Annotated in this window: 25 protein-coding genes; 13 read left to right on the forward strand and 12 right to left on the reverse strand. The window is 62.1% G+C overall.

Annotated elements, in window-relative coordinates:
• Positions 1 to 61 precede the first annotated feature (61 nt).
• From NSJP_RS20045 to NSJP_RS05295, 3 genes are all read left to right on the forward strand, one after another.
• Positions 62 to 334 carry a four-helix bundle copper-binding protein gene (locus NSJP_RS20045; protein ID WP_407938649.1) on the forward strand — a complete coding sequence of 91 codons (273 nt, stop codon included), beginning with the start codon at positions 62 to 64 and terminating at the stop codon, positions 332 to 334.
• Between the two features lie 106 nt (positions 335 to 440).
• A complete protein-coding gene (locus tag NSJP_RS19605) occupies positions 441 to 710 on the forward strand; it encodes a hypothetical protein (protein ID WP_080885883.1) in 270 nt (89 codons plus the stop codon).
• A gap of 76 nt (positions 711 to 786) precedes the next feature.
• On the forward strand, positions 787 to 1,182 hold the full coding sequence (locus NSJP_RS05295) for a hypothetical protein (protein ID WP_080885884.1): 396 nt from the start codon (positions 787 to 789) through the stop codon (positions 1,180 to 1,182).
• 5 nt (positions 1,183 to 1,187) lie between these two features.
• On the opposite strand, the gene NSJP_RS05300 is transcribed toward NSJP_RS05295, so the two are convergent.
• Together NSJP_RS05300 and NSJP_RS05305 are read right to left on the reverse strand one after the other, a co-directional pair.
• A complete protein-coding gene (locus NSJP_RS05300) occupies positions 1,188 to 1,928 on the reverse strand; it encodes an endonuclease/exonuclease/phosphatase family protein (protein ID WP_172834180.1) in 741 nt (246 codons plus the stop codon).
• Between the two features lie 7 nt (positions 1,929 to 1,935).
• Positions 1,936 to 4,110, reverse strand: a complete 2,175-nt coding sequence (locus tag NSJP_RS05305; protein ID WP_172834181.1) for a VTT domain-containing protein — start codon at positions 4,108 to 4,110, stop codon at positions 1,936 to 1,938.
• A 347-nt stretch (positions 4,111 to 4,457) separates the two neighbouring features.
• Here NSJP_RS05305 and NSJP_RS05310 point away from each other — a divergent pair, with 347 nt between their 5' ends.
• From NSJP_RS05310 to NSJP_RS05335, 6 genes are all read left to right on the forward strand, one after another.
• Positions 4,458 to 5,321 carry an SDR family oxidoreductase gene (locus NSJP_RS05310; protein WP_080888516.1) on the forward strand — a complete coding sequence of 288 codons (864 nt, stop codon included), beginning with the start codon at positions 4,458 to 4,460 and terminating at the stop codon, positions 5,319 to 5,321.
• Positions 5,322 to 5,405: 84 nt separating this feature from the next.
• Positions 5,406 to 6,020 carry a hemerythrin domain-containing protein gene (locus NSJP_RS05315; RefSeq protein WP_080885887.1) on the forward strand — a complete coding sequence of 205 codons (615 nt, stop codon included), beginning with the start codon at positions 5,406 to 5,408 and terminating at the stop codon, positions 6,018 to 6,020.
• A gap of 33 nt (positions 6,021 to 6,053) precedes the next feature.
• On the forward strand, positions 6,054 to 6,809 hold the full coding sequence (locus tag NSJP_RS05320) for an ROK family protein (RefSeq protein ID WP_080885888.1): 756 nt from the start codon (positions 6,054 to 6,056) through the stop codon (positions 6,807 to 6,809).
• 435 nt (positions 6,810 to 7,244) lie between these two features.
• Positions 7,245 to 7,658 carry a TraR/DksA family transcriptional regulator gene (locus NSJP_RS19610; RefSeq protein WP_197685482.1) on the forward strand — a complete coding sequence of 138 codons (414 nt, stop codon included), beginning with the start codon at positions 7,245 to 7,247 and terminating at the stop codon, positions 7,656 to 7,658.
• Positions 7,659 to 7,742: 84 nt separating this feature from the next.
• Positions 7,743 to 8,270 carry a hemerythrin domain-containing protein gene (locus NSJP_RS05330; protein WP_080885889.1) on the forward strand — a complete coding sequence of 176 codons (528 nt, stop codon included), beginning with the start codon at positions 7,743 to 7,745 and terminating at the stop codon, positions 8,268 to 8,270.
• Positions 8,221 to 8,772: a hypothetical protein gene (locus NSJP_RS05335; protein WP_197685483.1), complete on the forward strand. Its 552-nt coding sequence runs from the start codon at positions 8,221 to 8,223 to the stop codon at positions 8,770 to 8,772. The genes NSJP_RS05330 and NSJP_RS05335 overlap by 50 nt, the downstream gene beginning before the upstream one ends.
• On the opposite strand, the gene NSJP_RS05340 is transcribed toward NSJP_RS05335, so the two are convergent.
• The 6 genes from NSJP_RS05340 to NSJP_RS05365 all read right to left on the reverse strand — a co-directional run bounded on the left by NSJP_RS05340 (position 8,760) and on the right by NSJP_RS05365 (position 13,497).
• Positions 8,760 to 10,571: a glycoside hydrolase family 15 protein gene (locus NSJP_RS05340; protein WP_080885890.1), complete on the reverse strand. Its 1,812-nt coding sequence runs from the start codon at positions 10,569 to 10,571 to the stop codon at positions 8,760 to 8,762. The two genes, NSJP_RS05335 and NSJP_RS05340, sit on opposite strands and share 13 nt — an antisense overlap.
• 37 nt (positions 10,572 to 10,608) lie before the next feature.
• A complete protein-coding gene (locus NSJP_RS05345) occupies positions 10,609 to 10,959 on the reverse strand; it encodes a rhodanese-like domain-containing protein (RefSeq protein WP_197685484.1) in 351 nt (116 codons plus the stop codon).
• Positions 10,910 to 11,512: a hypothetical protein gene (locus NSJP_RS05350; protein WP_080885891.1), complete on the reverse strand. Its 603-nt coding sequence runs from the start codon at positions 11,510 to 11,512 to the stop codon at positions 10,910 to 10,912. Before NSJP_RS05350 ends, NSJP_RS05345 begins: the two co-directional genes overlap by 50 nt.
• The gene (locus NSJP_RS05355; protein WP_080885892.1) at positions 11,509 to 12,315 is read right to left on the reverse strand and encodes a nucleotidyltransferase family protein; all 807 of its coding nucleotides are present in this window, start codon (positions 12,313 to 12,315) and stop codon (positions 11,509 to 11,511) included. Before NSJP_RS05355 ends, NSJP_RS05350 begins: the two co-directional genes overlap by 4 nt.
• Positions 12,293 to 13,090, reverse strand: a complete 798-nt coding sequence (locus NSJP_RS05360; RefSeq protein WP_080885893.1) for a metallophosphoesterase family protein — start codon at positions 13,088 to 13,090, stop codon at positions 12,293 to 12,295. Before NSJP_RS05360 ends, NSJP_RS05355 begins: the two co-directional genes overlap by 23 nt.
• Before the next feature lie 71 nt (positions 13,091 to 13,161).
• Positions 13,162 to 13,497 carry a YtxH domain-containing protein gene (locus NSJP_RS05365; RefSeq protein ID WP_080885894.1) on the reverse strand — a complete coding sequence of 112 codons (336 nt, stop codon included), beginning with the start codon at positions 13,495 to 13,497 and terminating at the stop codon, positions 13,162 to 13,164.
• 617 nt (positions 13,498 to 14,114) lie between these two features.
• Here NSJP_RS05365 and NSJP_RS05370 point away from each other — a divergent pair.
• Positions 14,115 to 15,233, forward strand: a complete 1,119-nt coding sequence (locus NSJP_RS05370) for a glycosyltransferase family 4 protein (RefSeq protein WP_080885895.1) — start codon at positions 14,115 to 14,117, stop codon at positions 15,231 to 15,233.
• A gap of 25 nt (positions 15,234 to 15,258) precedes the next feature.
• On the opposite strand, the gene ligD is transcribed toward NSJP_RS05370, so the two are convergent.
• On the reverse strand, positions 15,259 to 17,853 hold the full coding sequence (gene ligD / locus NSJP_RS05375; protein WP_080888519.1) for a DNA ligase D: 2,595 nt from the start codon (positions 17,851 to 17,853) through the stop codon (positions 15,259 to 15,261).
• Positions 17,854 to 18,015: 162 nt separating this feature from the next.
• Here ligD and NSJP_RS05380 point away from each other — a divergent pair, with 162 nt between their 5' ends.
• The 3 genes from NSJP_RS05380 (at position 18,016) to NSJP_RS05390 (ending at position 20,132) form a co-directional block, all read left to right on the forward strand.
• Positions 18,016 to 18,780 carry a Crp/Fnr family transcriptional regulator gene (locus NSJP_RS05380; protein WP_080885896.1) on the forward strand — a complete coding sequence of 255 codons (765 nt, stop codon included), beginning with the start codon at positions 18,016 to 18,018 and terminating at the stop codon, positions 18,778 to 18,780.
• Positions 18,781 to 18,915: 135 nt separating this feature from the next.
• Positions 18,916 to 19,716 carry a Crp/Fnr family transcriptional regulator gene (locus tag NSJP_RS05385; protein WP_080885897.1) on the forward strand — a complete coding sequence of 267 codons (801 nt, stop codon included), beginning with the start codon at positions 18,916 to 18,918 and terminating at the stop codon, positions 19,714 to 19,716.
• A gap of 20 nt (positions 19,717 to 19,736) precedes the next feature.
• A complete protein-coding gene (locus tag NSJP_RS05390; protein WP_080885898.1) occupies positions 19,737 to 20,132 on the forward strand; it encodes a response regulator in 396 nt (131 codons plus the stop codon).
• 38 nt (positions 20,133 to 20,170) lie between these two features.
• On the opposite strand, the gene NSJP_RS05395 is transcribed toward NSJP_RS05390, so the two are convergent.
• The 3 genes from NSJP_RS05395 to NSJP_RS05405 all read right to left on the reverse strand — a co-directional run bounded on the left by NSJP_RS05395 (position 20,171) and on the right by NSJP_RS05405 (position 25,479).
• Complete coding sequence (locus tag NSJP_RS05395) at positions 20,171 to 21,448, reverse strand: MFS transporter (protein WP_080885899.1); 1,278 nt, start codon at positions 21,446 to 21,448, stop codon at positions 20,171 to 20,173.
• Positions 21,449 to 21,522: 74 nt separating this feature from the next.
• Complete coding sequence (locus NSJP_RS05400; RefSeq protein ID WP_080885900.1) at positions 21,523 to 23,667, reverse strand: amylo-alpha-1,6-glucosidase; 2,145 nt, start codon at positions 23,665 to 23,667, stop codon at positions 21,523 to 21,525.
• A gap of 60 nt (positions 23,668 to 23,727) precedes the next feature.
• Positions 23,728 to 25,479 carry a thiamine pyrophosphate-dependent enzyme gene (locus NSJP_RS05405; protein ID WP_080885901.1) on the reverse strand — a complete coding sequence of 584 codons (1,752 nt, stop codon included), beginning with the start codon at positions 25,477 to 25,479 and terminating at the stop codon, positions 23,728 to 23,730.
• Between the last annotated feature and the right edge of the window lie 14 nt (positions 25,480 to 25,493).

The raw sequence follows: 25,493 nt of genomic DNA on the forward strand, positions 1-25,493 counted from the left end.
CATCGATGCCTGCGTGGCGTGCGCCCAGATCTGCGACCGCTGTGCGGACGACATGATTGGGATGGCCGGAGGGGGTAAGCATGATCAGCACCTGCAGCAGCTGTGTATCAGGCTATGCCAGGATTGCGCTGATATTTGCGCACTCTCGACGCGGTGGATGAGCCGGTTCTCGCCGTCCGCCGAATCATTGTGCCGAGCCTGCTCGGACATCTGCGATCGTTGCGCCGAAGTCTGCGAACGGCATGCTTCCCATCACCCGTTGTGCCGGACTTGCGCCGAGGAATGTCGTCGCTGTGCGGGAATCTGTCGCGAGATGGCCTCCGCAGCGGCCTGAAATCCGGGGTCGCCGTAGGGGTTTTCCTAGTCGTCGTATGAAGCCGCCGTGTCATCATAGGAACAGTGAGTATCGGGAGAGAACGGATTTGGTTGCAAGAGGCGATATGATGCGCAGACGAACGGCGGAAGGGGCGGGAATGACGTTGGCGATTTTGTATTGGCTGCTTACCGGGGAATCGGTGGCCGCGGCATCCTCGGATCCCCAACTTGACCCGAAAGCAGGAGAAACCATGGCGGACCCCCGTCCGGCGCCTGGCACCGGTCCCACGTTTCCGAATCCTCCTGCACCGGAACCGCCGACTCCCGTGCCTCCGGCGCCCCCTCCGCCATCGCCACAGCCCAATCCTCCTCCCCAGCCGCGTCCGCAGCCGTAACACCGTTCGGAATCGATGGGAGAGGCCGGGTTGCCGACTCCTCCGAAATTTCAGAGATTGGGGAAGGAGGTTCCATATGGTTCGCGCCATGTCCATGTGGGTCGCCGTGACACTTGTCGTGGGCGGTTCATTTCTGTCGCTGGAGCCTGTCGGCCAAGCAGAGCCTGCCGACGCGGGACTGCACTTAGTTGCGGGAACCTTGTCGAAGCTGGATCTCCCAAACGGCCGGGGGGTTCTGACGACGGATCTGGGGCGTCCGATTTATTTCGACGTGCCGAATGCGTATCTGTTTGAGAACGTCACGGTGGGAGCGAGAATCGCCATACGTCTGGACCGATACGCCCATGCGATTCGAGTCATGGATACGTCCGTGGCGGATGTCGTCCCGCCGGAGGGCTCCACCCCGGAACAGTCGTCTGCGGACACCTTCTCATCCGATTCGACCGACACTGGAGGAACGAACCCTCCATGACGGTCTCATTGTTCGGAGGCCGGCGCATGAGTCGAACGCTGCTCCTCAGGCACCGGTTCGGTTTCCCGGAGGGGCCATTCCACGACGGCCTTGAGAGGCAGATGATCGGACGCGATCGCCGATAAGCGCGTCCGATGAACTCCCAGCGAAACAAAAGAGGCCGGCGGCTTGATCCAGATTCGGTCCAACGCGAAGACCGGTCTGGCTGAAGGAAACGTCGGCAGCGCGGGCGAACTGGCGAAGGCCGCCTTGATCCGTCGCAGCGGGAATCCCCACAGCCACCATTCATTGAAATCCCCCATCAGGACGCAGTTCTGTCCGACCCGTTCAAGCAACCATTGGACTTGAACCCGGCGTTCCTTTGTCTGGAGGCCGAGATGGGTCGCGATCACCTGTATCGTCGCTCCGCTGCACCGTAAGTCCAAATCGATCGCGCCTCGCGGTTCGCGATGCGGGCGGCTCAGGTCCACCAGACGGATGTCGTCATACTGGCAGCGGGTCAGCACGGCGTTGCCATGGTGGCCCTTGCGCTCGAGCAGCGTCGGTCCGGCGATGACACGCAGCTTCGATTCCTTTCCCAGCCAGTAGGCCAGTTCGAGCCCGTGTCGCTCGGGCGCGTCGATCTCTTGGATTGCGACGACGTCGGCGTCGAGTTCGAGGATGACGTCCCGAATGCGTTCCGGCGCATAGCGCCCGTCTCGCCCGATGCACCCGTGGATGTTATAGGTGGCCAGCGTGAGACGCATGCGCCGGTTAGGGCTCCCTGTATCCATGCGTCTGCGCCGACACCCATCTGCTGATGCCCGTGAGAGCCAGGATGAGGAGACCTGCAATGGCGGCAAGCATACCGAGACTGCCGAGGCCCGGATGGCGGATGGTGTCGAGGACCTGTTCGACGAACAATGCCAGACTCACCAGGCCGGGCAATTCCCCGATCAACGTGCCGAAAAAGAAATCTCTGAAACGGATGTGCGACGCGCCGGCGACCGCGTTCACGATGGAAAACGGCGCCACCGGAAGGAGCCTGAGGACCACGACGGCCAGCACGCCTTTGGCGGCGAGTGCCCGGCTCACTTGATAGAGCTTGGATCCGGACAAGTGGTCCATCAGCGTGCGCCCCAGCAAGCGCCCGATGCCGAACGTGACGACGGCGCTGAGCGTCATGCCGATCAGCGCGTAGATGAATCCCCACCACGGCCCGAATGTGAGGACGGAGACGGCGATGAGCAGGACCACCGGTACGACGAGCAGGCCGCCCGCGACGAATCCCGCGACGGCGGCGACCGGCGCGGCGGGCCCGGCGGCGAGCTCGTTCAGATAGGCGGCTGCGTACCGAACGTCCAGCCATTCCCGGACCGGCGCCCATTGCCACAGGGCGGCCAGCAGTACCATGACCAACAGGCCGATCACCGCCTTGACGACATGCCGCAGGGCGGGCTTGCGCCGTTCCATCGGAAAGAGCCGCGCTTCGTACGGAAGCCTGGGATCGACGAATTCGGCGTCTGGCACGATGTCGGCGATATCGTCAGCCCCTGTATCGTCGAAGCTGTCTAGTGACCGTCCGGCACTGCGAAGCCGCTCCACTGTTCCGATGAGCGAGCCGTCCCGCTGGAACTCCTGCCGCACCGCCTCACGCGTGACCCCCAGATGTTCGCCCAGCAGGGCCTCGCGAAATCCGGCGATGCCTCGACGAATCGCCGCCCGTCCTTCGGCTTCGATCGCCAGGTCGCATTCCGTGTCGACTCCCATCGAGCGGTTGCTCAGATTTGCGGATCCCACACGGACCAGTTCGTCGTCGATGACGCACACCTTGCTGTGCACATTGATGCCTTCGTGCAAGCCCGGGATTTTCGGATAGTACAGGCCGAGCCGGTGGAACCGATCGGAAGAGCGCAGACGCTTCACGATCCGGCTGCGGAGGACGTCCATCGTATGTTGCTCGAGCCAGCCGTCGCTGTTCGGATGGAGGATCATGACGACTTCGGGGCCCATGGGATTTCGCAACAGCTCCATTAGACAATTCGCGATGGTGCGGGACGTCAGATACTGGGTCTCGATATAGATGTGGCGACGGGCGGCGCGCAGGCTGTCGACGAACAGCGCTTCCACTTCCGTGACGGGCCTCCGGCGGCCGAATTTCGGATCGGTGCGCGCGATGGCGACGCGGACGTCGGTCAAATCTGGCCGTACTCCTGGCGGCCAGGCCTCGCCCGATCCCGGCGGAGGGAATGGAATCGAGGTGCCCGATGCCGTCCGCCATCGATCGCGGGCCAGTTCCCCCAGCGCGGCAGCTGCGGATCCGTCCACCATCATTTGCACGTCATGAAACGGTCGGCAGGGCGGATCCCCGTCCGACGGCCGGCGCGCCGGATGGCCCGGTTCGTGTCCGGCCGTGTCCCAACGGCACGCGGCGAAGTCCATTCCACCGACGAACGCGACCGTATCATCGACGACGACGATCTTTTGGTGGTGTGAAGCCCCGACCGGATGCGCGCCGTCTCGAAGAAAATGAAGCCGACGGTGTGCCGACAACTTGGAGGGCAGCCACCACTCCCGTTCGCGCCAATAGATCATATGGAAGTCCCAGGTCAGCACATATACATGCAGTTGTTTTCGCCGAGCCAGGAGATGGTGAAGAAACTCACCCAAGCGATCCGGAAACTCGTGGGTCCGGCCGTCGGGAAGCGTGCGGATTCGACTGTCAAAATCCCATCCGAGGATCAGGATGCCATGGCGGGCACGAATCGCAGCCTCGCGGAAGGCGGAAAAATACGCGGCGCCATCGACAAGGAAGGATACCCGGTCGGCCCGTTCGACTTTCCAGCAGTTGCGGCCGACATCGAATTGCGAGTCGGACCACGGGGAATGAGGCACAGTCGGGAAGCGACGGGTCGAACTGTGAGGATCGTCGGCCTGAGAGAGAGTCATGGCGGCGCTGATGGTGCAAAGCGAATGCCCCGGGCCACAGGCGCCAAGGAAACGGGATGGATCATGCACCCGTGATAAGACAGACAGTCTGTCCTTTCGGACCGGCGAACCAGCCTGTCCCGCGCAGAACATTTTGTCCGGCCGGGATTGCGGCGGAGCTGCGAGTTGTCGCTTCAGCGCGAGGCGGCCTGTCGCCGAAGAGGAGGTGGCTGAAGGCAGTATTGATGGAGAGAGCAGAACGTTCGTCGGCAGCGGACAAGGGTGTGAGCCGGTCTGTGTCTTGCAGCCGATGTAACGAACGAATACTCATTCGGTGAGCGCTTAGGAAGCCCGCTGGAGTCATGGTCATGACAGAGACAAAAAAGATTCAACGGCCGCCTCAGCGCCAAAAAGGTCAGCCCGGGCAAGAGGACGAGATGACGCCGCGGCCGGCCAGCGACCGGGAAACTCGCCATGGGAGCGGTAAGCTGCGTGACAAAGTCGTGTTGATTACCGGCGGGGACAGCGGAATTGGCCGGGCAGCAGCCATCGCCTATGCCCGAGAGGGAGGCGACGTGTCGATCGTGTATCTGAATGAGCACAAAGACGCGGAGGATACCAAGCGCCTCGTCGAACAGGAGGGCCGCCGATGTTTGACGATTGCCGGGGACATCGGTGACGAGGCGTTTTGTCGGAGCGCCGTGGAACGGACTGTCAAGGAGTTCGGCCGGCTCGACGTGCTGGTGAACAACGCAGCGGAACAACATCCTCAGGATCGTCTCGAAGAAATCACGGCCGAGCAGCTTGAGCGCACCTTTCGCACGAACATCTTTTCATTTTTTTATATGAGCAAGGCGGCGTTGCCGCACTTGAAGGAGGGAAGCGCGATCGTCAACACCACGTCGGTGACGTCCTACAAGGGCAGTGCGCACCTGCTCGATTACGCCTCGACCAAGGGGGCGATCGTGGCGTTTACCCGCTCCTTGTCGCAAGCGCTGGCGGATCGCAAGATCAGAGTCAATGCCGTCGCTCCCGGCCCGATCTGGACGCCTCTGATTCCCGCGACGTTTCCGGCGGACAAAGTCGCCACTTTCGGATCCGACGTGCCCATGAAGCGAGCGGGTCAACCGGAGGAAGTCGCGCCGAGTTTCGTGTTCCTGGCCTCGGAGGATTCCTCGTACATGACAGGACAGGTTCTGCATCCCAATGGGGGCACCATCGTCAACGGATAGCCGGAGCCGTCGAGTGCGTCGTTATTCACGACAAAGAAGCCAATAAGAAGCCAAATGGAAAGAAGCCAAAATGGAGGAGAAGTCATGGCCAAGCGGATGCCGAAGCAGTCACCGGACGAGCAACGGAAACCGTCGCAGCCGGTCAATGCGGTTCAGCTGCTGAAAGCGGATCATCGCCACGTTCAAAAATTGTTCGAGCAATTCAAAGCGGCTCCGGCCGGGGACAAGGCGTCCCTGGCCGCCCGCCTGTTCGTCTTTCTTGACGTTCACGGCCGGATAGAGGAAGAACTCGTCTACCCCGCAGTGCGGGCAAGCATGGAATCGTCGGCTTCTATCCAGGCGCATGACGCTTCGGACCAGGGCGACGACGGAGAGGACGCGGAGATGGCCCCGCTCAACGGCGTGGAACTGGATCTTCCCGAAGAAGATGACGAGGAATCGGATGGGGCGGTCGCGATGGCGTATGAGAGCCATCAGATCATCAGGGATCTCATCCAGCAACTCCGTTCCATCGAGACGGATCACGACGATTATCATGAACTGTTCGACGAACTGGAGGAAGTCGTGATCGAACACGTCGCGGAAGAAGAGAACGAAATTCTTCCGCTGTTGGCCGATACGTCCGACATCCGCGCATTGGGTTCTGAACTGCAGCGACGCAAAGACGAGTTGACGTCGCGCGCATCTCTCGCCGCCTAGTGCGGCGCCGTCTCCGAGAGGAGGAAGGGTCGCATGACCTGCGTCGCACCCGTTCCGTCGGTCGCCCCCAAGTCTCTATCGGCTGCCTCGGCATCCGATGACGAACGCCCCCATACCTTGTCCGTCGATGTGGGATCGACATGGATCAGGGCGCTCGTACTGGATGGACGGGGGCACCCCGTCAGGCCGTTGCATGAGGTGGGGTTCGCCAAGACTCCATCGCATCCAACGCCGGAAGCACTCATGGAAACCGTGGCGAGCTTAGGAACACGCGCCGAACCGTTTGGGCGGGCATCCATCGGATTTCCCGGCGTGCTGCACGACGGAATCGTCTGCCGCTCGGCGGTGTTTGGACCGGAGTGGATGGAAGTCCCGCTCGCACCTCTCATGGAACTGCGCTTGCGTTGCCCTGTGAAGGCGGTTCGCGCGATCGATCTGCACGGGTGGGGAGTGATTCATGGGCGCGGTACGGAACTGCTGCTCGCCGTGGGCTCCCGCATGGATGTCGCCTTGTTTCGTGACGGAGTTCCGGTTCCGAATATGACGCTGGGAAAATATCGGCCGGACCCCGCTCGATTCGAACTCGACGGACCCGCCGCATGGACGAGACGATTCTGGAAAATGGCCGCGGATTTGCGCAAACGATTCCACTACGACCGGCTGTACATAGGCGGTCCTTATGCGGGACGGATGGGAATGATACCGTTGCCGTCCGACGTGACGATCACGGCGTCACTGAACGGCCTCCTTGGAGGGGTGGCACCGTGGGATGGTCGGAGATACTGTTAAGAGACCGTTGTCTTTCGTTGACGCACGGGCCGAGGAAAGGAACGTAGTCGGACGCGCCCCCGTTCGAACCGTTTCGTCGCGGACGTGAGAGTTGCCCACTGCTCACCCCGCGACTCTTTTGCACCGGCGAGTTCAACGAGAGATGGCGCAAGGCAGAGGAGATCCGTCTCCTCTGCCTTTTTCATAACGTCCGTCCGCAATCGGCGGCGTGCATTCCACCCACCTGACGGATTGTCCCCGTTCGAGACAACTTGACCCACACGAGTCGATCTCAAAATGGGACGGGAGCCGTCCGTCTCCGCCTCCACTGCAGGAAAATCAAACAAAACCCTCGGTCGATCGTGCGGAGGCGTGCGGGGTCTCTCGCGGCTCCGGACTTGCACGAGGCTATCGAATCATGCTGAACGGTCTCACTTTTTCATCCAAGGAGTTGCCATGAACAAGACCACAACGGAAACCGAGCGGCAGTCGGACGTCCTGCGGGCCCTGCTCCTCGAGCGACGTGCGACCTTGCAACGAGAGATCGATCGGTTGATCGCCCAACATCGGGATCAGCACGGTCATTTTCAAGACAGCTCGGTACTGGATCTCGAAGACATGTCGTTACGGGATGCCACGGCGGCGCAGCAGATCGCCTTGCTGGAAGCCAGAACGCGGCAGCGGATCCAACTGGATGAAGCTCTGCGGCGCCTGGATGAAGGCACCTATGGCGTCTGTGAAGACTGCGAGGAGCCGATCTCCGCAGGCAGGCTGCGGGCACTCCCGTTCGCGCGCCGCTGTGTGGCCTGTCAGGAGCAATTCGAGGTGTTCGAGCGCATCGTGCAGCGCGAGGATCGCGAGGAAGCTTGAGCCGGATCCGTCTGCGGAACAGAAGGTTCCGCCACTGAGACATGTCGAATCCGAGGCATATGAAAATCGATAAGGAGAACGCCCATGCGTCACGATACGTCGGATAAAACCCAGGAACAGGACGTCGAGGAAACGACGGATGTGTTCGAGAGCTTGAAAGCCGATCATCGGATGGTCAAAGAGTGGTTCGCCAAATTCGAAGAAGCGGACAAGCCCACCAAGTCGTCCATCGCGGAGGACACACTCGCGGCATTGGAGGTCCATACGGCGATCGAGGAGGAACTCGTCTATCCCGCCATCGCCGAGGTGATCGACGACGAGGATGGAATAAAGGAAGCCATCGAGGAACACCACGTCGCCAAGCTCTTGATCAAGGAACTGCGCCGGATGAAACCGGGCGAGGACGCCTTTGCGACGAAGTTCAAGGTGTTGGGCGAACTCGTGTCGCATCATATCGAAGAGGAGGAAGGCGAAATGTTTCCCCAGGCCGAGGAGGCCGGCATTGACACGGAATCTTTGTCGCGCGACGTCATGAAGCGAAAGGCGGCGCTGATGCGGCGGCATGGGGGAGGAAAAAAGTCTTCCGCGCCTCGCCGCCGAAAGGCCGCATGAGCGGTCCGGACGGAAGACGGACATCGTGATTCATGCCGGGGACATGTTGCTGTGGGGCCTGCTGGCGACAGGATTGTTGACGACCTTGTTGCGCGCCGGTCAAGCACTGCATCTCACTCGCATGGATCCCACGCTGCTGCTGGGTACGATGGTCACGCCGGACCGCGACCGGGCCAAGATGATCGGATTCGTGATCCATTTTCTGAACGGCTGGTGGATCGCCCTCGTCTATGTCCTGTTCTTCCATGCATTGGGGTTCGCGGAATGGTGGTTGGGGGCGCTGCTGGCCGTCGCCCATACGGCGTTTGTCTTATTGGTAGTCCTTCCCAGTTTGCCGGGCATTCATCCCCGCATGGCCTCCGACGAGAGTGGGCCCACCCCGACGCGCATGCTCGAACCTCCGGGATTTCTGGCGTTGAACTATGGCGTCCGCACGCCGGCGGCGGTCCTGATCGCCCACCTCGTCTACGGTGCCGTGCTGGGCGCCTTCTACAACGTCTGAGCGTCGGTCGCCAAGCCCGCCGTCGCTCGATCCCCCTCGACCATCAATAGCGCGCGCAGGTGCGCGACATGGGTCAACGCCAGGGGAAAGTTTCCGAGAAATGCCTCGTTATCGTCCTGGATTTCCTCGGGGAATAACCCGACGTCGTTGGCATACGCGCGCATCTGTGACAGCAGTTCCTCGGCTTCGGCCGTGCGTCCCGCCGCTGCCAGTGCCTCGGCCAGCCAGAAGCTGCAGGCCAGGAACCGGCCTTCCTTTCCGCCGGAGGCCGCTTCCGGAAGATAGCGATACACGAGCGGACCTCGACTCAGCGCCCGCTGCACCGAGGCGATCGTCGACCGCATGCGGGGATCCTGACTATTGATGAAGCCGTAGGTTCCGAAGGTGAGTGCGGACGCGTCCACACTCGTACCGCCCAGCACTTGGACGAAGCTGCGACGGCTGACCGAGTACCCGGATCTGAGCACGACGTGCCGGATCGCGTCGCGAGTCCTGCTCCACGTATGGACGGAAGCGGCCAGGCCGAGGCGGGCCGCGAGCCGTTCAAGCCGCTCGAGCGCGACCCAGCACATGACCTTGGAATGGACATAATGCCGACGGCTGCCGCGGATTTCCCAGATTCCATGGTCCGGTTGCGCCCAGTCCGCCACCAAGAGGTCTCCGACCCGAACGAGCCAGCGTTTGGTGTCGCGGTCGACCGGATGGCCGCACTCCACGTAGAGGAGCAAGGTATCAAGAACCTCTCCGTAGACGTCCAGCTGGGACTGTGCCGCCGCTTCGTTGCCCAGCCGGATCGGCCGGGATCCCCGATAGCCTTCCCATCGGGTCCATACACGCTCCGGAACCGAGGCTTCTCCGTAGAGGCTGTACAACACTTGGAGGGCCGGGAAGGTCAAGGTCGTCGCGTGGGTCATCCAGTGTGTAAAGGCGACCGCCTCCTGCTCGAAGCCCAGCCGAAAGAATGCGTGGGCTGTAAAGGAGGCGTCGCGCAGCCAGCAGTACCGGTAGTCCCAATTGAGGTCCCCTCCGATCCGTTCGGGAAGGGACGTCGTCGGTGCCGCCACGATCGAGCCGGAGGGTGCATGACTGAGCAGTTTGAGCGTGATCGCGCTGCGGACCACGTCATCGCGCGACGGGCCGACGTGCCGGCAGCGTGCCGCCCAAGCAGTCCAGTACGAGACCGTGTCGTGGATGGCATCCTCGGCCTCGGCCAGTCTGGGATAGACCGCCGGGGCGTCTTCGGCATATACGATCCAGAGCGTGACCGATTGTCCGCGCGACAAGCGTACCTGTGCCGACAGCTCACCGGCCTCCACCAGCACGGGAGCATCGACCGCCACACACAGCATGCGGCCGCCGATGTCGGCGCAGTAACCGGCCTGGCCGCGCCGTTTGAAATCCGGAATCTTCTGCCCGTCGTCCGGCCTCGGCTTGACGACCAGCGCCATCTCCATCGTCCCGTCCAGGATCTGGAGCCGTCGTAACACCTGTCGCAACGGAAATCGTCCGTCGTCGGAGACCGGCATGAGATCCGTGAGGCATGCCACGCCGTCGACCGTGTGAAACTCGGTCGTGAGCACGGCGGTATTGGGCCGATAAGACCGGGTGGTGCGGTAAGTAGAGGTTGGGCGGACGGAACAATAGCCGCCCTCGTGGCGATCCAATAGGCGATTGAAGCAGGAAGGGCTGTCGAAATGAGGCAGGCAAAGCCAATCGATCGATCCGTCGCGGGATACAAGCGCGCCGGTTCGGCAATCGCCCACCAAGGCATAATCGGAGATGGGCGGATAATTGGTCAAGGATACAGCGTGTGGTTATTTCTCGACGGAGAATCCGTCATCCTTCCACCAGCGCCATCCGCCGTCGAGTTCCATCACGGGAAAACCGCGGCCCGCGAACTCGACGGCTGCCGTGGCAGCCAGGTGGCAGACGATTGAATAGCAGTAGAGCACGTTGAGGCAATCCCTGCGTACGTAACCCCTGCGCCGCCGACCATCCCTCCTTGGGCAGGTTTATCGCGCCGGGAATGTGGCCTTCGGCATAGTCGTCTGCGGCACGGACATCGACGACGTTGACCTCGCCGCTCTTCATCAAGCGTTCCAGTTCGACGGGACCGATGGTAAAGGCCATCTTGGCCTCAAAAAAGTCCTTGGCTCTTGATAGATCTTGAATCGATGTGAGCGGCATGGCTGTCCTCCGAAGAATCGTTGGGATTGCTACAGGCGAACCGATCCCAACGGTTCGGCCGATCGGTGGACGCGACGTCCCCGTACCGTGGATTCGTGATGCGTGATCCCGGTGGAGCTCCGGGCGCCGATCGTCGCCTGGTTGCCGCTATTCGCCGATCCGGGTGATCGTCGAAGCGTGCCGGATGGGCCGCTCCGATTCGAGCCGGCCGAACTGTGGAATTGCGTCTCCCGCGCTCGGGCGACAGTGAGGACTGTGTCCTCGCGGCATGGGCGAGCGACAGCAGGACCAGTCCCAATCCGCCGGCGGCGCATAGGAACACGATCGCGCGCCGGCTCAGCGACAATCGTGCGCGGGTTCGCTTGCCGACTGTCGCAGGCTGCACCCGTTCGCGGTCTCCGTCCGGCACCATTGAGGCCAGATCGATGGAGCGTCTGACGGTGTGATAAGGAAACGAGTCCGCGTCCCACGGTACCGATTCACTGGAGCCGAATCCATCGGCCCGACGCCTCGAACGTCCTGACCTGGCCATGAGGGTTGAGAAGAGAGTCATGGTGCGTTCATCTCCTGGGTCAATACTTGGGTCATGTGGCGCGTTTCGGCCCACGTCAAGCTGCCGCGGGGAGGGTGCCGCGCGTCTTCGTATCCGCCCGGGTCCATGTCGACCAGATACTGGGACCATGAGAGCAGCGTCCCTTGGCACACGCGAGGATCGGAGGGAAGGCTTTGCATGTCGAGCGTAATGCGCCGCAGCATCTCTTGCATGAACCACTCGGGAACCCGGAGGCGATGCGCGGGGTAAATGTATCCGAACAGCAATACATGGCTGAACAGGACCCGCCAATGGACGTTGAAACGGCGGAGCAGCCTGGCCCAGTCCATCAGATGGACTCGCGCACGCAAGAGATGCGCAATGTCTCCGCCGTCATACCGGTGTCGTTCCATCACGAACGCCTTGGACCACAACATTTCTTCCGCCGGCACCACCTTGACGCTGTGACCAAGAACGACTGATGGCATGGCGTGCTCGAACCACAGGTCGTCGACCACGCAGAGCCCGTTTCCGGAATTGAAGATGACGTCGACGCTATACTCCCCCTGCCAAGCTTTGCCCAACCAATGGGTGAACCGCCATTCGGTCTGAAAGCCGGCCCGACCGAGAGCATCCATGAGCCGGTGACGGTCCGCCGATCGAACGAAAAGGTCCAAATCCTTGGTACGGCGGACCAACCCGGTATAGCTTTCCAATGCGAAAGCGCCGCCGACAAGAAATGGCACCCCGCAGGCCTCAAGGGTGGCCAGCGCCTGCCGGTAGACGTCATGAGCCCGGTCTTCAAGCATTCCGTTGGACTGCATGAAAGTCCTCCCTGCCTGCGTTAGGCGTCTCGGACGAGACAGGCAGCGTGAGAATGCGGACCGCCCGTCCATCGGGAAAATGTCGGCGCAGCAGCGGAAACGCCACGTTGTAGACCGGCACTCCTCCCATTGTTCGACCCTCCAGGCTCCCGTGATGCGCATGGCCATGAAACAGCACGCTTGCGCCATACCGGTTGACCGGTTCTTCGAGGCGGCTCGAACCCAAGAACGGAAAGATCTCGGGCGGTTCTCCCCGGACCGTCTCCGCGACCGGCGCGTAATGCGTCACTACGACGCGCGACGGGGCTCGCAATTTGGCCAACGCCGATTCCAGCTTCAGGGTTTCGTCCACGGACTCGCGGACGAAGTGTTTCAGTATGCTTTCACCCCATGGCTGCAGGGCCCGCTCCCCGAACCCTCCGCAGAATCCCTTCACGCCGGCGAAGCCGATCCCGTGTACTTCGACCGCCGTGCCGTCGAGGATGGTCACGCCCTGATCCGTCAGTACGCGTGACACCTCTTCCTGCTGTCCGGACTCGAATTCATGGTTTCCGAGGACCGCCAGGATCGGCAACGGCCGCAATGCCGCCAGATGCTCTCCCAGCCGGCGCGCCTCCTCCACCCGCCCGAATTCCGTCAGATCGCCGCAGAGCAATAAGATGTCGGCCTCCTCCGGGAGCCGGTGAAAGAGTCCGCGCAGTTCTTCTTCGGACGTGCGGGGACAATGGAGGTCTCCCACAGCGGCGATGCGAACCGTACCGTGCTGGGCCCCCATGGACTCACCCCGCCGGCTTTGCCGCGGAGTTCCCCTTTCTCGTTCGAGGCCGAGCCGACGACGTCATCGACTCATCCCCGATTGTGCGAGGATTCCCTCGCTTCACGAAGCGCTTCTTTACCGCTTTGGGCGTACTCCTTCGCGGTCCTGCCCGCTTCCTGCACGGCCTCTTGTCCTTGCTCATAATATTCTCGGCCGCGCTCGACCGCCGTATCCCATGCAGCCCTGCCTTTTTCCATCGCCTCGTCCTTCGCCCGCGAGGCATAGTTTCGCAGCATGCCGCGCAACTCGGATCCGGTCTGCGGTGCGAATAGCAGCGCTACCCCGGCTCCGATCAATGCTCCCGCGATGAAAGCGGACCAACCGGTCGCGTCGTCTTCGTAGTACTCGTAATCGCCATTGCGCATCGCATCCTCCTGGTTTGTTGTAGGACGGTGTTGGAACACCTACTCACGGATCAGATGAGTCTTGTGCAAACCTCAGACCCGCGGACGGGGGCAGCATTTCGGAATATTCAGGAGAATGCCGAACCGAAATCGATGCCGATGACGACAGATTGTCCACCCAGAGATAGAATGTCCGGCCTTAAACGCCTACCATAGGTGCTGTTTCTAGGTCGAGAATGTGGACTGACCAGGGTGCGCTCGCTGCGAGGGCCGTATAGCCGGTAAAAGTCGTGATATTTATCGGCCAACATCATCGGTCTCCGGTTTCTGGGGGTTCGTCAGAGAAAAGCCGGTATGTCGGCGCATCCACATGCATCACTAGAGTGGGCTTGAGAGTGGGCTTGCCGAATGGGGGCTTAATTTGGCAGGATCATGGGTCGGCATCGAAATGGGCATCGACGCAGGTCGCGGATCCGGAACGAAGTTGTCGGACCGGTTCGCTGGGGCTTTCCCTAGTTCGATCGGTACCCGGCACCTCATACGATGGGGCTGATCGAGGAAAGACCCTGATCCCACTGGTTCATTGCCGCGAAAATATCACGCCATTAAATAAATAAAAAAGAAGAAAGGATGAGGACATGAAGATTGCGCAGATTTCTCCGCTCTGGGAAAGTGTACCGCCAAAACTTTACGGAGGCACCGAACGGATCGTTTCCTATTTGACGGAAGAATTGGTCCGCCAGGGCCACGAGGTGACGCTCTTCGCAAGCGGGGATTCCAAGACCAAGGCGAAACTACAGTCCTTCTGTCCCCATGCCTTACGGTTGCATACCGGCCTGGTGAACCGGGACGCGCCGCTGGTGCTCCAACTCGAACGGGCTCTGGGAGCCGCCTCGGCTGAATTCGACGTCGTGCATTCGCATCTCGACTTCCTGGGATTCCCGATGAGCCGGCGTGCGCACGTGCCCGTCGTCACGACCATGCACGGGCGACTGGACCTGCCGGAACTCGGCCCGATTTTCCAGGAGTACGCCGAGATGCCGGTGGTCTCCATTTCCAACGCGCAACGGACTCCCTTGCCCGGTGCGAATTGGGCGGATACCGTCTATCACGGCATTCCGGCCGATCTGTATCGGCCTCACGACCGGCCCGGTTCCTACCTTGCGTTCCTCGGGCGCATTTCTCCCGAAAAATGCCCGGATCAAGCCATCGAATTGGCCAAGCGCGTCGGTATGCCGCTGCGAATCGCCGCCAAGGTCGATCCGGCCGACCAAGATTATTTCAAGCAAAAGATCGAACGGTTGCTCAACCATCCGCTGATCGAATATGTGGGCGAGATCAACGATGCGGAGAAAGATGATTTCCTCGGCCATGCAGCGGCGCTGGTCTGTCCCTACGATTGGCCGGAACCCTTCGGCCTCGTCCTGATCGAAGCCATGGCCTGCGGAACGCCCGTTCTGGCCTATCGACGCGGATCCATTCCTGAGGTCATCGACCATGAGGTGACGGGATTCGTCTGCGACAACCTGGACGAGATGGTCGCGGCAGTTCCCCGCATTGCATCGATCGACCGCCGGCGGTGCCGCCAAGTGTTCGAATCGCGTTTTACCGTCGAGCGCATGGTGCACAATTACGTGGCGCTGTACGAGCGGATGATTGCGCAACCGGTTCGGACGAAGCCGCATGCGCACGTCCGGGCCGGCGAGCATGGGCTGGTGGGGGCTGGAACGACATTGACGAAGACGGACGCGGCGTAGCCGCAGCTCGCGACGGTGACCCGGGTCACCGTCGCGACAGTCTGGCTTTCATCGCGTTCGTCACCGTCCGCGCGGATTGCGCATAGTCCTCCCACGGATCGCGCGTCCGATCCTTGAGCCGCTCCTCTATATTCAATACGGTGAAGTGATCCGATTTCAGCCTCGCCGAGTGTAATTCTTCCCAGGCGATCGGCATCGACACCGGTGCGCCGGACCTGGCTCTGGGCGAATAGGCGGCGATCGCCGTCGCGCCCCGCCCGTTGCGCAAGTAATCGATGAAGATCTTTCCTTTCCGCGCCCGCTTCGCCATGACGGATATGAATCGTTGCGGAATCGTGGCCGCCATGTGATCGGCGACCGATTTTGCGAAACCTTTCGCGTCCTCCCAATCCATGTTGCGCTGGATTGGCGTGACGACGTGCAAGCCGTGTCCGCCCGTCGTCTTCAGAAAACACGCGAGCCCGAGTTCGGTGAGCAATTCCCTCATCAGTTGCGCCGCTTCGACGACCCGCGGCCATGGCAATGAAGGATCGGGATCCAGGTCAAAGGTCAAACGGTCGGGCCGGTCCAACCGGTCTCGCGTTGCGCCCCACGTGTGCAGTTCCAGCGCGTTCATCTGCACGAGGCCCTGCAATGCCTCGAGCGAGTCCGCCGTCATATACATGGCACGGCCGCCGTCTTCCTCGATCGGAACACGACCGATGCCCGGCGGCATGCGTTCGTTGACGTGTTTCTGATAGAAGCAATCCTGGTAATCGCGCGGACAACGAACAAGGGTCAACGGACGTCCGCGCAAGTGTGGAAGGATCCGATCCGCTACCAACTCGTAATAGCGAGCCAGGTCCTTCTTGGTCAGGCCGACGTCGGGATACAACACGCGATCGGGATGGGTCAGCCGGATGGTTTCGGTCGTGCCGCGGACTGCTGCTCGCGCGGCGTTCGGCTCGGGTGAGGCTGGTGACGTCGCCGTGTCTTCCGAAGCGGAACGTTCCCGCCCGATTGAACGAGGCGCCTTGTCCGTTCGAAGCCCTTGAAAACTGGGTTGCCGGAGCAGGCCGTCCTTGGTCCATTCCGAGAAGCGGACTTCCGCGACCAGTTCCGGGCTTACCCAGCGGATCCCGTGCGCCTCGCGACCGGTCGGCGGATCGGCGAAAGGCGGCCGCGACTGTTCGAGAGATGTCAATCTGCGTCGCAGCGTACGCAGGGACGTCATGGAGAATCCGGTTCCGACCCTTCCCGCATAGCGGAGCCGTCCCTGCTCGTAGTAGCCGACCAGCAATGCGCCGAACCCGGACCGGGACCCGGCCGGCTCCGTAAATCCGCCGATGACGAATTCCTGGCGTCGTTCGCATTTGACCTTGAGCCAGGACCGGCCTCGTCCGGACCGGTAGACGGAATCCGCTCGCTTGGCGATCAGCCCTTCGAGGCCGCGGCGGCAAGCCTCTTCGAAAGAGGTTTCGCCCTGTCCGGTAATGTGATCGCTGTAGCGCAAGACTGTCTGGCCGGCGTGCCGCTGGCGTGAGCGGGAGCCGCGTCCCCGTCCCGGCCGCAATGGATCGAGGAGCGCCGCCAGCAGGCGTTTGCGCTCGATGAGCGGCGCCGCCCGCAAGTCATAGCCGTCCACGTACGGGATATCGAACAAGCAGTATGCGATCCGGCCGGTGAAATTGGCGTCGAAGGCATTTTGCAGGGCCTGGAAATCTGTCTTGCCCTCTTCGGTAAAGACGACCACCTCTCCGTCGAGCCAGGCATCGGTCAACCCCAGCGATTCGACAGCCTGTACCTGAACTGAAAGCTTCTCGGTCCAGTCGTTGCCGTTGCGCGTGAACAGCTGCGCCTTTCCGCGCCGGATCCGGCAGAGGATGCGATAGCCGTCGTACTTGATTTCATGAATCCAACCTTCGCCGGACGGCATCGCGTCGACGAGTGTGGCCAACTGGGGCGACAGTCGTTCCGGTAGAGGCGCCTGTCGAGCGCCGGTAAGGTCGCCTGCTTTCAAAGATGGGACGTGAGATTCGGCGACTTCCTCCAGTTGCCGGCCGCTCTTGACGCTTTCGGTCGATCGTTCGACGATCTCCGCCCGGCTGCCCCGTTCGGCACTCTCGTCTTTTTCCTTGATGAGCAGCCAGTTATCATTCTCATCCCCTTTCCGATCGGATTTCCCTCGAGGATGCATGCGCACCAACGCCCATGCGCCATGCAATTTCCTCCCGTCCAGCCGAAACTTCAGAACTCCTCGGCGGTACCCGTCGTGTGGGTCTCCGATGGGTTGCCAGGTCCCACGATCCCAGATGAGGACCGTGCCGGCTCCGTACTGTTTCGACGGAATGGTCCCTTCGAACTCGGCATAGTCGAGCGGATGGTCCTCGACATGGACGGCCAATCGCTTCTGCGAGGGATCGAGACTCGGCCCTTTGGGGACCGCCCAGCTTTTGAGCGTTCCGTCGAGTTCCAGGCGAAAGTCATAGTGCAAACGTGTCGCCGCGTGTTTTTGAATGACGAAGAGGCGGTCTTCAACGGAGCGTTCCTGAGCCCGTCGTCCGCTCGGCTCCGGAGTCCGTACGAAGTCGCGCTTGAGGCGGTAGCGTTGAAGCTGCCGGGCGACATTGCCGCGTTTCATGACTGGCTGGACTCCTCGGTGATCATCCATGATCCTCCGCCGGGCGTGAGTCTTCCGGACAAGAATTTCACAGAAGATTGAACCGGCGATACTAGGGGTTTTTCCAGTACAAGGCGTGCGGGATCGTCAGGGATAGTTAAAAATAAGCAGGTCAGGTACTCAATGCCTACGCAGACGGATGTGGAAATGGAGCGAATGGACCGAAGTATGGAACAGGATCGGGTGGAAGGCCGCAATGCGATCTTGGGCGCATTGCCGGAGGAGGAATGGCAGTTGGTTCGCGAGCGCTGCCAGCGGGTGTCCTTTCATGAGGGCAAAATTCTGCAGCCGGCCGGCGCCCCGTGCGAGTGGCTGTTCTTTCCCACCGGCGCGGCCCTCTCATTGATGGCGGTGACGCAGGAAGGTCTCTCGATCGAAACCGGGCTGATCGGCCAGGAAGGGATGGTTGGCCTTCGCCAGTTGTTTGGGTATCAAAACCAGTCGCTCGAATGCATGGTTCAGCATGGGGGAACGGTGTGCCAACTCTCGTTGTCATGGCTGCGTCGGGCGTCATTGCCCGTTTTTCATGAGCTGGTCCTGCGCTATGCGGGATATCGGTTGGGAGAACTGGCGCAGACCTCAATCTGCAACAGGTTTCACCTGGTACGGCAGCGGTTGAGCCGGTGGTTGTTGACGGCCGGTGATCGCACCGGCAAACAGGAATTGGAGTTTACACAAGAGATGCTGTCCGCCATGGTCGGTGCCAGGAGGCCGGTCGTCACGTCGTTGATCGGGAGAATGCAGAGCGAAGGGCTGATCGAGTATCGGCGGGGGTGCCTGATCATTCAGGATCGGTCCGGACTGGAAACGGCGTCGTGCGAATGTTACGCCATCTTGTGCGATGCGTTGGCCGAATATCTCCGGGGTTTGCCCAGCCGTCAATCGTAGCCACCGGTCATCACTTTTCATCGCCTTGCCATGGTTCAGCAAAAGAGTTTCTGCGTTCCCCCTATCACGGATCCGCAATCGCCCGGCCATCGTCAGCCATATTACAGACAGGAGTATGCCGGTCAGGTAGTGTGAATGATCCACGTGGATTCGATCAACTACACCCAGCCAGACACAGTCGGCGCGGACTCACGGACGGACAATCGCATTCTTGGCTCTCTGGGCCAGACCGATCGTCGGTTACTGTGTGCCTCGATGGAACTGGTGTCGCTCGCCCGCGGGACCATCCTCGAAACGACGCATGAGCCGACGGCCTATGCATACTTCCCCGTCCAGGCGGTCCTCTCGTTGTTTGGCACCATAGGGGACGGGTGTAAGGTCGAGATCGGCATGATCGGGCAGGAAGGCTACCTCGGCATGCCGATTTTTTCCGGTCAGGCCGTCTACCGCGGTCATGCGATGGTGCAGCATGCCGGAACAGCCTGGCGCATGCCGGCCCACCTGCTGGATCAGGCGTTCCACGTCAGCGAGCCCCTGCGCCGCCGCCTGTTGACCTATGCGGCCGTCTGCGTATCGCAGTTCACACAAACCGCCGTGTGCCATCGATTCCATTCCCTGGAGCAGCGGTTGTGCCGGTGGCTTCTGGCCATGCATGACCGGTCCGGCATTTCCGAGATTCGATTGACGCATGAGGAACTCGCCCAGGCGATCGGCGGGCGTCGGCCGACCATCAACGCCATTACGAACAATCTCAAGCGGGCCGGGGCCGTGGCCTCGCGCCGTGGGTCCGCCATCATTCTTCAGCGGCAGGAACTCGAACGGCGGACCTGCGAGTGCTACGGCATTCTCGCCAGGCATATCCGGGAAGCGCCTCTTGCCCAGATTCCCGATCCATCCCCGGACCGTCCGGCGGGCGAGCCGGGCTCCGACTATTGAGACGACTGCATGAGAGGCACATGACTGCGCATCCGGTCACGGTGCTGCTGATCGACGAACAGAAGGAGGATCGTGCCTCCCTTCGCCGATGCTTTCTGGACGTCGGGTCTCATGTCCGGGTGTTCGAGGCTTCCAGCGGGGAAACCGGACTGGATTGGGTCAGGGCCGTGCAGCCGGATTGCATCGTCCTCGAATTGCGGATGCGGGACGTGATCGGCATGGAAGTGTTGGGACGCATCCAGGACGAATTGGCCGGAAGGCGGGTCCCCGTCGTCATTTGGACCGTACTGAGCCACGTCGCGCTCCGCACGACGGCGTCGGCATTGGGCGTCCGCGCGTACATCGAGAAAACCAGGGGAAGTGAGCAGGCCGTGGTCGAAGCGGTACGGGAATGTCTGACGAGCCCGGCCGGATGACGTGCGCGGCCTGTCGTTCATGATCTCCGTGGTCCGTCCTACCCGCGAGGATCTGACGCCGCCAGCCGGCGGCACCATGGAATCATCGTCACCGAGAGTCCGGCCGCGATCAACTTGATCGATCCGATGGCCACCAGCGCGGCCACCGCTCCGAAGCCGTCGGCCAGCCAGCCGGACAGGGTCATGCCGATCATGGCAAACGCCATGGTGCCGGTATTGAATACCCCGAAGACGCGTCCCAGCAGGTTGCGAGCGGTCCGTTCCTGCAGCGAGGCCGAGATCAGCGGCGTGATCAGGCCCGATCCCGCCCCGACTGCCGCGATCAACACCGCCGCCAGGCTCGTCGATCCCGACTGGGGCAACGCCAGCACGGCGACGCCGCCGATCGCAGCGGCGCCCGCGATGAGCCGCAGGCGCACGCAAACCTCGGGTTGTTTGGCCCAGAACAACCAGAGGGTCGACGCGAAGATCCCCAACCCCAGCGAAGACCAGAGCCATCCCAGCGTGGTCGGCCCGACGTGCAGCAGTCGGTCCCCGATGAGGGGAAGCAGGGCGACGAACGAGGTCTCTCCCAGAGAGAAGACGGACGCGATGATCATGAGCAGAAACAAGAGGCGGCGGCGCACGAAGATGAACGAAACGCCTTCGCGCAGATCTTCGAGGATCTGGGCGACGGCGCGCCGACCCCGCCGGCTCTGCGCGGCCGACGGCAAGCGGAGCGGCAGCTTGCACAGCGCGGACAGGAAAAACGCCGCGGCGTTCACATAGAGGGCGTTCTGTGCTCCGATCGCGGCAATGAGCAAGCCGCTCAGTGCGGGGCCCAGCAGCTGGCCGATCGTCATCGCGCTTTGCATGAGGGCGTTGATGCGCGTGAGCTGCTTCTCCTCCACCATCAAGGGAAGGGTCGAACTCAAGGCAGGCCCGAAGGCCACGGCAAACATCGCGACGGCGAAGACCAGCGTGTAGAGGCCCGCCAGGCTCAAGAAGCCCCATGCATAGAGGGCCGGAATCGACGCGAGCAGGACGGTGCGCGCCAGGTCCAGGACGATCATGAGCGTCCGTTTGGACACGCGATCGACGATGATGCCGACGAACGGTCCGAACAACAAGGGCGGCAACGTCTGCAGCACGCCGATCAGCGTCATCTTGAGCGCGGAGCCGGTCAGAGCATAGACGAACCACAGCAACGCGACTTTGCTCACACCGTCGCCGATCTGGGAGATGAGCTGGCCCGCGTAGAGCCAGCGCACGTTCGGCTCGCGCAGCATGTGTTGCCGGTCGTCCACCTTGTGTCTGTCCCTGTGTGAGGTTCGCATGATCCGATGCGAGAGCCGTGAGCCGGCGGCATGGTCGGGCGGCTATCCGGCGTGGCCGGAGTACGGGCGCCCGCTTAGGCAGGGGAATTCAGAATATCGACGGACAGGTCGCCGGCGACGCGGCTCACGTATGTTTCCAGAACGCCGTCCCGATTGCGCTCGAAGCGCAGATCGACGGAACCTTTTCCTACCCGCAGACGCCTGATTTCCGCGCGGCGGACGAAGTCGGGAAGACACGGGCGCACGATTTCCAGCCGCTTCTCGAACGCCTTCGGGGTCAATCCCAGCGAGATTTGGACCAGATACGGCACGGAGGCAGCCGCCCAGGCTTGCGGGTGACAGGCGACCGGATAGCGGACCGGCACACCGTATTCGCTGCGGGCAAATCCGGTGAACAGTTCGGGCAGCCGGTGGTCTTCGAATTCGATGGCGGCGTCGAGCAATCCGACGAATATGCGCCGGGCCTCCTCATCGAATCCATAGCGGCGGAATCCCGCCGCGATCATCGAGTTGTCATGCGGCCATACGGTGCCGAGATGGTAGCCCATCGGGTTGTACCGGCGCTCCTGAAGGGACAGCGTTCGGATTCCCCACCCGCTGAACATGTCCGGTTGCATGAGCCGATTCACGACGCGGCCCGCCTGGCGCTCGTCCACGATGCCGGCCCAGAGCGCTTGCCCCGCATTGGAGGAAATGACGCGGCAGGGCCGGTGGCCCGCTTCCAGCGCCAGGGCGTAGCACCCCTCGTCCTCCATCCAAAAGTCCCGGTTGAACCGTACGCGCAGGGCCTCTGCCTCCGCGCGCAGGCGTGCCGCTTGCCGCGGCTCGCCGGACCGCTCGAACAATTCGGCGATCGACGCCTTGGCGAGGTACACGTACCCTTGCACTTCCGCCAGCGCGATCGGCGGACGGGCGAGCCGCCCTTCGGACGTCATGACCGCGTCGCCGGAATCCTTCCATCCTTGATTGAGCAATCCGTTCTTCGTATTGCCGGAGTAACTGACGTAGCCGTCTCCCGCCTCGTCGCCGTAGCGGTCGATCCACTCGAGCGCCCGCTCGACGGAAGACCGGAGTTCCTGGAAGAGGGCGAGGTCTCCGGTCCATTGCCCGTGCTGGCTGAGAAGAATCAGAAACAGTGGAGTGGCGTCGATTGTGCCATAGTACGGCGTGTGGGGGATCTTGTTCGTTCTCGCCAATTCCCCGACCCGGAGCTCGTGCAGGATTTTTCCGGGCTGTTCGTCCCGCCATCCATTGACTTCGGCCCCCTGGTACCGGGCCAGGAGCCGGAGCGTGTGCGCGGGCGTCTCCGGCCAGAAGGCCAGCGCCTGCAGCGATGCGATCAGACTGTCCCGTCCGAACAGCGTAGCGAACCAGGGGATGCCGGCGGCGAAGAATTCGTCGCCTCCCAGCGAGGTCTTCAGCATCTGCAAATCCATCAGCGAACGGCGCATGACCCGGCTCAGCAGCAGGCTGTCGCAGTCGAATTCCGTTTCCGGTTTCGTCCACTCGTCGCGGGACGCATGGCTGACAGGCAGATTGACGGAAGAGCGGAAGTGAGCGGCCGGCCGCTTGACGGGTCTCTCGACTTCATCGATCGCCAGCGCGGTCCGGAGCTGCTTGCTTTCTCCGGGCTTGAACGCGAGGCGGAATTCAACGCCGGCGCCCTTTACGGCCGTGGGGAGCGGATCGAAGTGAATCGCCAGGCTTCGAAGGACCCCGTCTCCCCCCGAATAGGAAAAGACCAGGCGTTTGTCGATCCACCGGGGCCGCCAGCGCTTTCCTTCGGACTCCGTGACGATGCCCCGGATGGCGAAAACGTCTTCGAATCCCGCGCGAAAGCGCATCCGCAGGATGAACTCGACCGGCTCGAATCCGAAATTCTGAATGTCGAGGCGCTCGTGCATGACGCAGGCCTCGGCGTCGATGACGCGTTCCCACTTGAGGCCGATGGTTTCCCGGTCGATGGTTCGACCGTCGACGGATTGGAACTCGGGCGTGGTCAACTGAAAGACCGCCCGGGCCCCTTCCGAGGAGCGGGCCGCCAGCGGCTCCGGATGCTCGTCCCCCACCATCAGTTCATAGCCATTGAGATAGCGGCAATCGTGATAATAGAGTCCGAAGCCGTGCTCCCGGGTCAACGGCACGTGGCCTTCCGGCTGCGACAGAAAAAACACATTGCCCTGCTTGATGACGACGGCTTTGGCGATGCTGTATGCCACGGTATTCTCGTCCTCTCTGTTCTTTGCGTCAGCCCGTTGCGCCGGGAGCCACCGTTTCGGTCAGACCACTTCCCGGATTTTGTTCTCCACGACCGTTCGAATGATGTCCCAGCGGTCCGGCTGCCCTTTGGCCAGTGCCTTCACGAACTGCCAGGCCTGATCGGTCGTGAGTTTTCCCGGCAGCGGCGGCTCGTTGGGATCGACCTCCGCTTCGACCAAGGCGGGGCCGGGCTGGTCGAACGCTTCCTTCAGGACGCCGCGCGCCAATCGGGGATCGGCCAGGTGCCACCCCGGAACCCCGCATGCCCGCGCCACTCCCGCGAAGTCGATGGGTTGTAACTGCACACCGTACTGCGGATTGCCTTCAAACGCCAGCTGTTCCCACTTAATCATGCCGAGTTGGTTGTTCTTGATGACGATCACTTTGACCGGTAGTCGGTATTTGGCGATGGTCGCCAGCTCGCCCATCAGCATCGTGAGTCCTCCGTCCCCCGCGAAGCAGACCACCTGGCGTCCGGGGAATGCCACCGCTGCGCCGATACTGTAAGCCAATCCGTTACCCATTGTCGCCAGGGTGCCGGAGGCGGAAAATTCCATGGCGCCGCGGATCAGAATATGCCGGGCCGCCCATGTCGTCACCGTCCCGGTATCGCAACAAATGACGGCGTCGTCCTGGAGGAATTCGTTCAGAGTCCGGGCGACGACCTGTGGTTTCATCGGCAGATCGTTGCGGGTGGCCCGCGTCTCCATCAACTCGTTCCACTGCGCCATGCGCTGCTGCGCCTGTGTCAGAAAGCTGCGGTCGGACTTGTCTTCGATTAAGGGTAACAGTCCCCTCAGGACATCCCAGCAATGTCCGGTCAATCCGATCTCGACGGGATAGCGCAGGCCGATGCGGGACGGGTCGAGATCGATTTGCACCGCCCTCGCCTGGTTCGGGCGCGGGTAGAATTCGAGATAAGGAAAGCTGCTGCCGGCAATGAGCAGCCGGTCGCATCCTTCCAGGACCTCCTGAGAAGGCGCCGTTCCCAGCAATCCGATGCCTCCGGTCGTGAGCGGATGATCGTCCGGCACGACGGCCTTGCCGAGCAGCGCCTTGACGATCGGCGCCCCGAGTTTCTCCGCCACGGCCAGGAGTTCCTTCCGCGCGGTCAGGCAGCCGCGTCCCGCAAGGATCGCGACCCGCGACCCGCTGTTGAGGAGATCGGCCGCTTTTTGCAGCGCCGACTGCGGCGGCAGCGGCATGGCGTCCGCATACAGATCGCCGCTGTGGCGCGCGACGTTGGCCTTGGACCGCGGTCCCGACGAGGGCCAGTCCTGAATGTCTTTCGGTACCGTGATGTGCGCCACGGTGCGCCGTGCGATGGCCGTCTTGACCGCCTCGTCGACCACGTTGCAGACGTGGGACGCGCTCATCACCCGTTCGCTGTAGGCCGCGACGTCCCCTAACACCCGCTCCAAATCCACGTCCTGCTGATAGCGGGTACCGATCAGATCGTGATACGTGTGGCCGGTGATGGCGAGGACCGGTTGACCGTCCGACTTGGCGTCGTACAGGCCGTTGACGAGGTGGAGGCCGCCGGGACCGGACGTCGCCAGGCAGACGCCCAACCGCCGGGTGAACTTGGCATATCCGCAGGCGGCGAGGGCCGCCGCCTCTTCATGTCGGACCTGAACGAGTTTGATACGATCCTGGCGACGGCGCAAGGATTCGAACAGGCCGTTGATCCCGTCCCCGGGCAGACCGAAAACGGTATCGACTCCCCAGTCGATCAACCGGTCGATGAGCAGGTCCGCGACTGTGTCGGCCATGAGGCTCCTTCCGT

The sequence above is a fragment of the Nitrospira japonica genome (assembly GCF_900169565.1).
Lineage (GTDB): Bacteria > Nitrospirota > Nitrospiria > Nitrospirales > Nitrospiraceae > Nitrospira_C > Nitrospira_C japonica_A.

Excerpts from the sequence above, each read along its gene's own strand:
- NSJP_RS05345 (WP_197685484.1), bottom strand. The coding sequence starts at position 10,959 with ATGCCGCTCACATCGATTCAAGATCTATCAAGAGCCAAGGACTTTTTT.
- NSJP_RS05390 (WP_080885898.1), top strand. The coding sequence starts at position 19,737 with ATGACTGCGCATCCGGTCACGGTGCTGCTGATCGACGAACAGAAGGAG.
- NSJP_RS05315 (WP_080885887.1), top strand. The coding sequence starts at position 5,406 with ATGGCCAAGCGGATGCCGAAGCAGTCACCGGACGAGCAACGGAAACCG.
- NSJP_RS05370 (WP_080885895.1), top strand. The coding sequence starts at position 14,115 with ATGAAGATTGCGCAGATTTCTCCGCTCTGGGAAAGTGTACCGCCAAAA.
- NSJP_RS05320 (WP_080885888.1), top strand. The coding sequence starts at position 6,054 with ATGACCTGCGTCGCACCCGTTCCGTCGGTCGCCCCCAAGTCTCTATCG.
- NSJP_RS05305 (WP_172834181.1), bottom strand. The coding sequence starts at position 4,110 with ATGACTCTCTCTCAGGCCGACGATCCTCACAGTTCGACCCGTCGCTTC.
- NSJP_RS05395 (WP_080885899.1), bottom strand. The coding sequence starts at position 21,448 with ATGCGAACCTCACACAGGGACAGACACAAGGTGGACGACCGGCAACAC.
- NSJP_RS05385 (WP_080885897.1), top strand. The coding sequence starts at position 18,916 with ATGATCCACGTGGATTCGATCAACTACACCCAGCCAGACACAGTCGGC.
- NSJP_RS05350 (WP_080885891.1), bottom strand. The coding sequence starts at position 11,512 with ATGACTCTCTTCTCAACCCTCATGGCCAGGTCAGGACGTTCGAGGCGT.
- NSJP_RS05300 (WP_172834180.1), bottom strand. The coding sequence starts at position 1,928 with ATGCGTCTCACGCTGGCCACCTATAACATCCACGGGTGCATCGGGCGA.
- NSJP_RS05355 (WP_080885892.1), bottom strand. The coding sequence starts at position 12,315 with ATGCAGTCCAACGGAATGCTTGAAGACCGGGCTCATGACGTCTACCGG.
- NSJP_RS19605 (WP_080885883.1), top strand. The coding sequence starts at position 441 with ATGATGCGCAGACGAACGGCGGAAGGGGCGGGAATGACGTTGGCGATT.
- NSJP_RS05295 (WP_080885884.1), top strand. The coding sequence starts at position 787 with ATGGTTCGCGCCATGTCCATGTGGGTCGCCGTGACACTTGTCGTGGGC.
- NSJP_RS05330 (WP_080885889.1), top strand. The coding sequence starts at position 7,743 with ATGCGTCACGATACGTCGGATAAAACCCAGGAACAGGACGTCGAGGAA.
- NSJP_RS05380 (WP_080885896.1), top strand. The coding sequence starts at position 18,016 with ATGCCTACGCAGACGGATGTGGAAATGGAGCGAATGGACCGAAGTATG.
- NSJP_RS19610 (WP_197685482.1), top strand. The coding sequence starts at position 7,245 with ATGAACAAGACCACAACGGAAACCGAGCGGCAGTCGGACGTCCTGCGG.
- ligD (WP_080888519.1), bottom strand. The coding sequence starts at position 17,853 with ATGAAACGCGGCAATGTCGCCCGGCAGCTTCAACGCTACCGCCTCAAG.
- NSJP_RS05310 (WP_080888516.1), top strand. The coding sequence starts at position 4,458 with ATGACAGAGACAAAAAAGATTCAACGGCCGCCTCAGCGCCAAAAAGGT.
- NSJP_RS20045 (WP_407938649.1), top strand. The coding sequence starts at position 62 with ATGGCCGGAGGGGGTAAGCATGATCAGCACCTGCAGCAGCTGTGTATC.
- NSJP_RS05365 (WP_080885894.1), bottom strand. The coding sequence starts at position 13,497 with ATGCGCAATGGCGATTACGAGTACTACGAAGACGACGCGACCGGTTGG.
- NSJP_RS05335 (WP_197685483.1), top strand. The coding sequence starts at position 8,221 with ATGGGGGAGGAAAAAAGTCTTCCGCGCCTCGCCGCCGAAAGGCCGCAT.
- NSJP_RS05405 (WP_080885901.1), bottom strand. The coding sequence starts at position 25,479 with ATGGCCGACACAGTCGCGGACCTGCTCATCGACCGGTTGATCGACTGG.
- NSJP_RS05360 (WP_080885893.1), bottom strand. The coding sequence starts at position 13,090 with ATGGGGGCCCAGCACGGTACGGTTCGCATCGCCGCTGTGGGAGACCTC.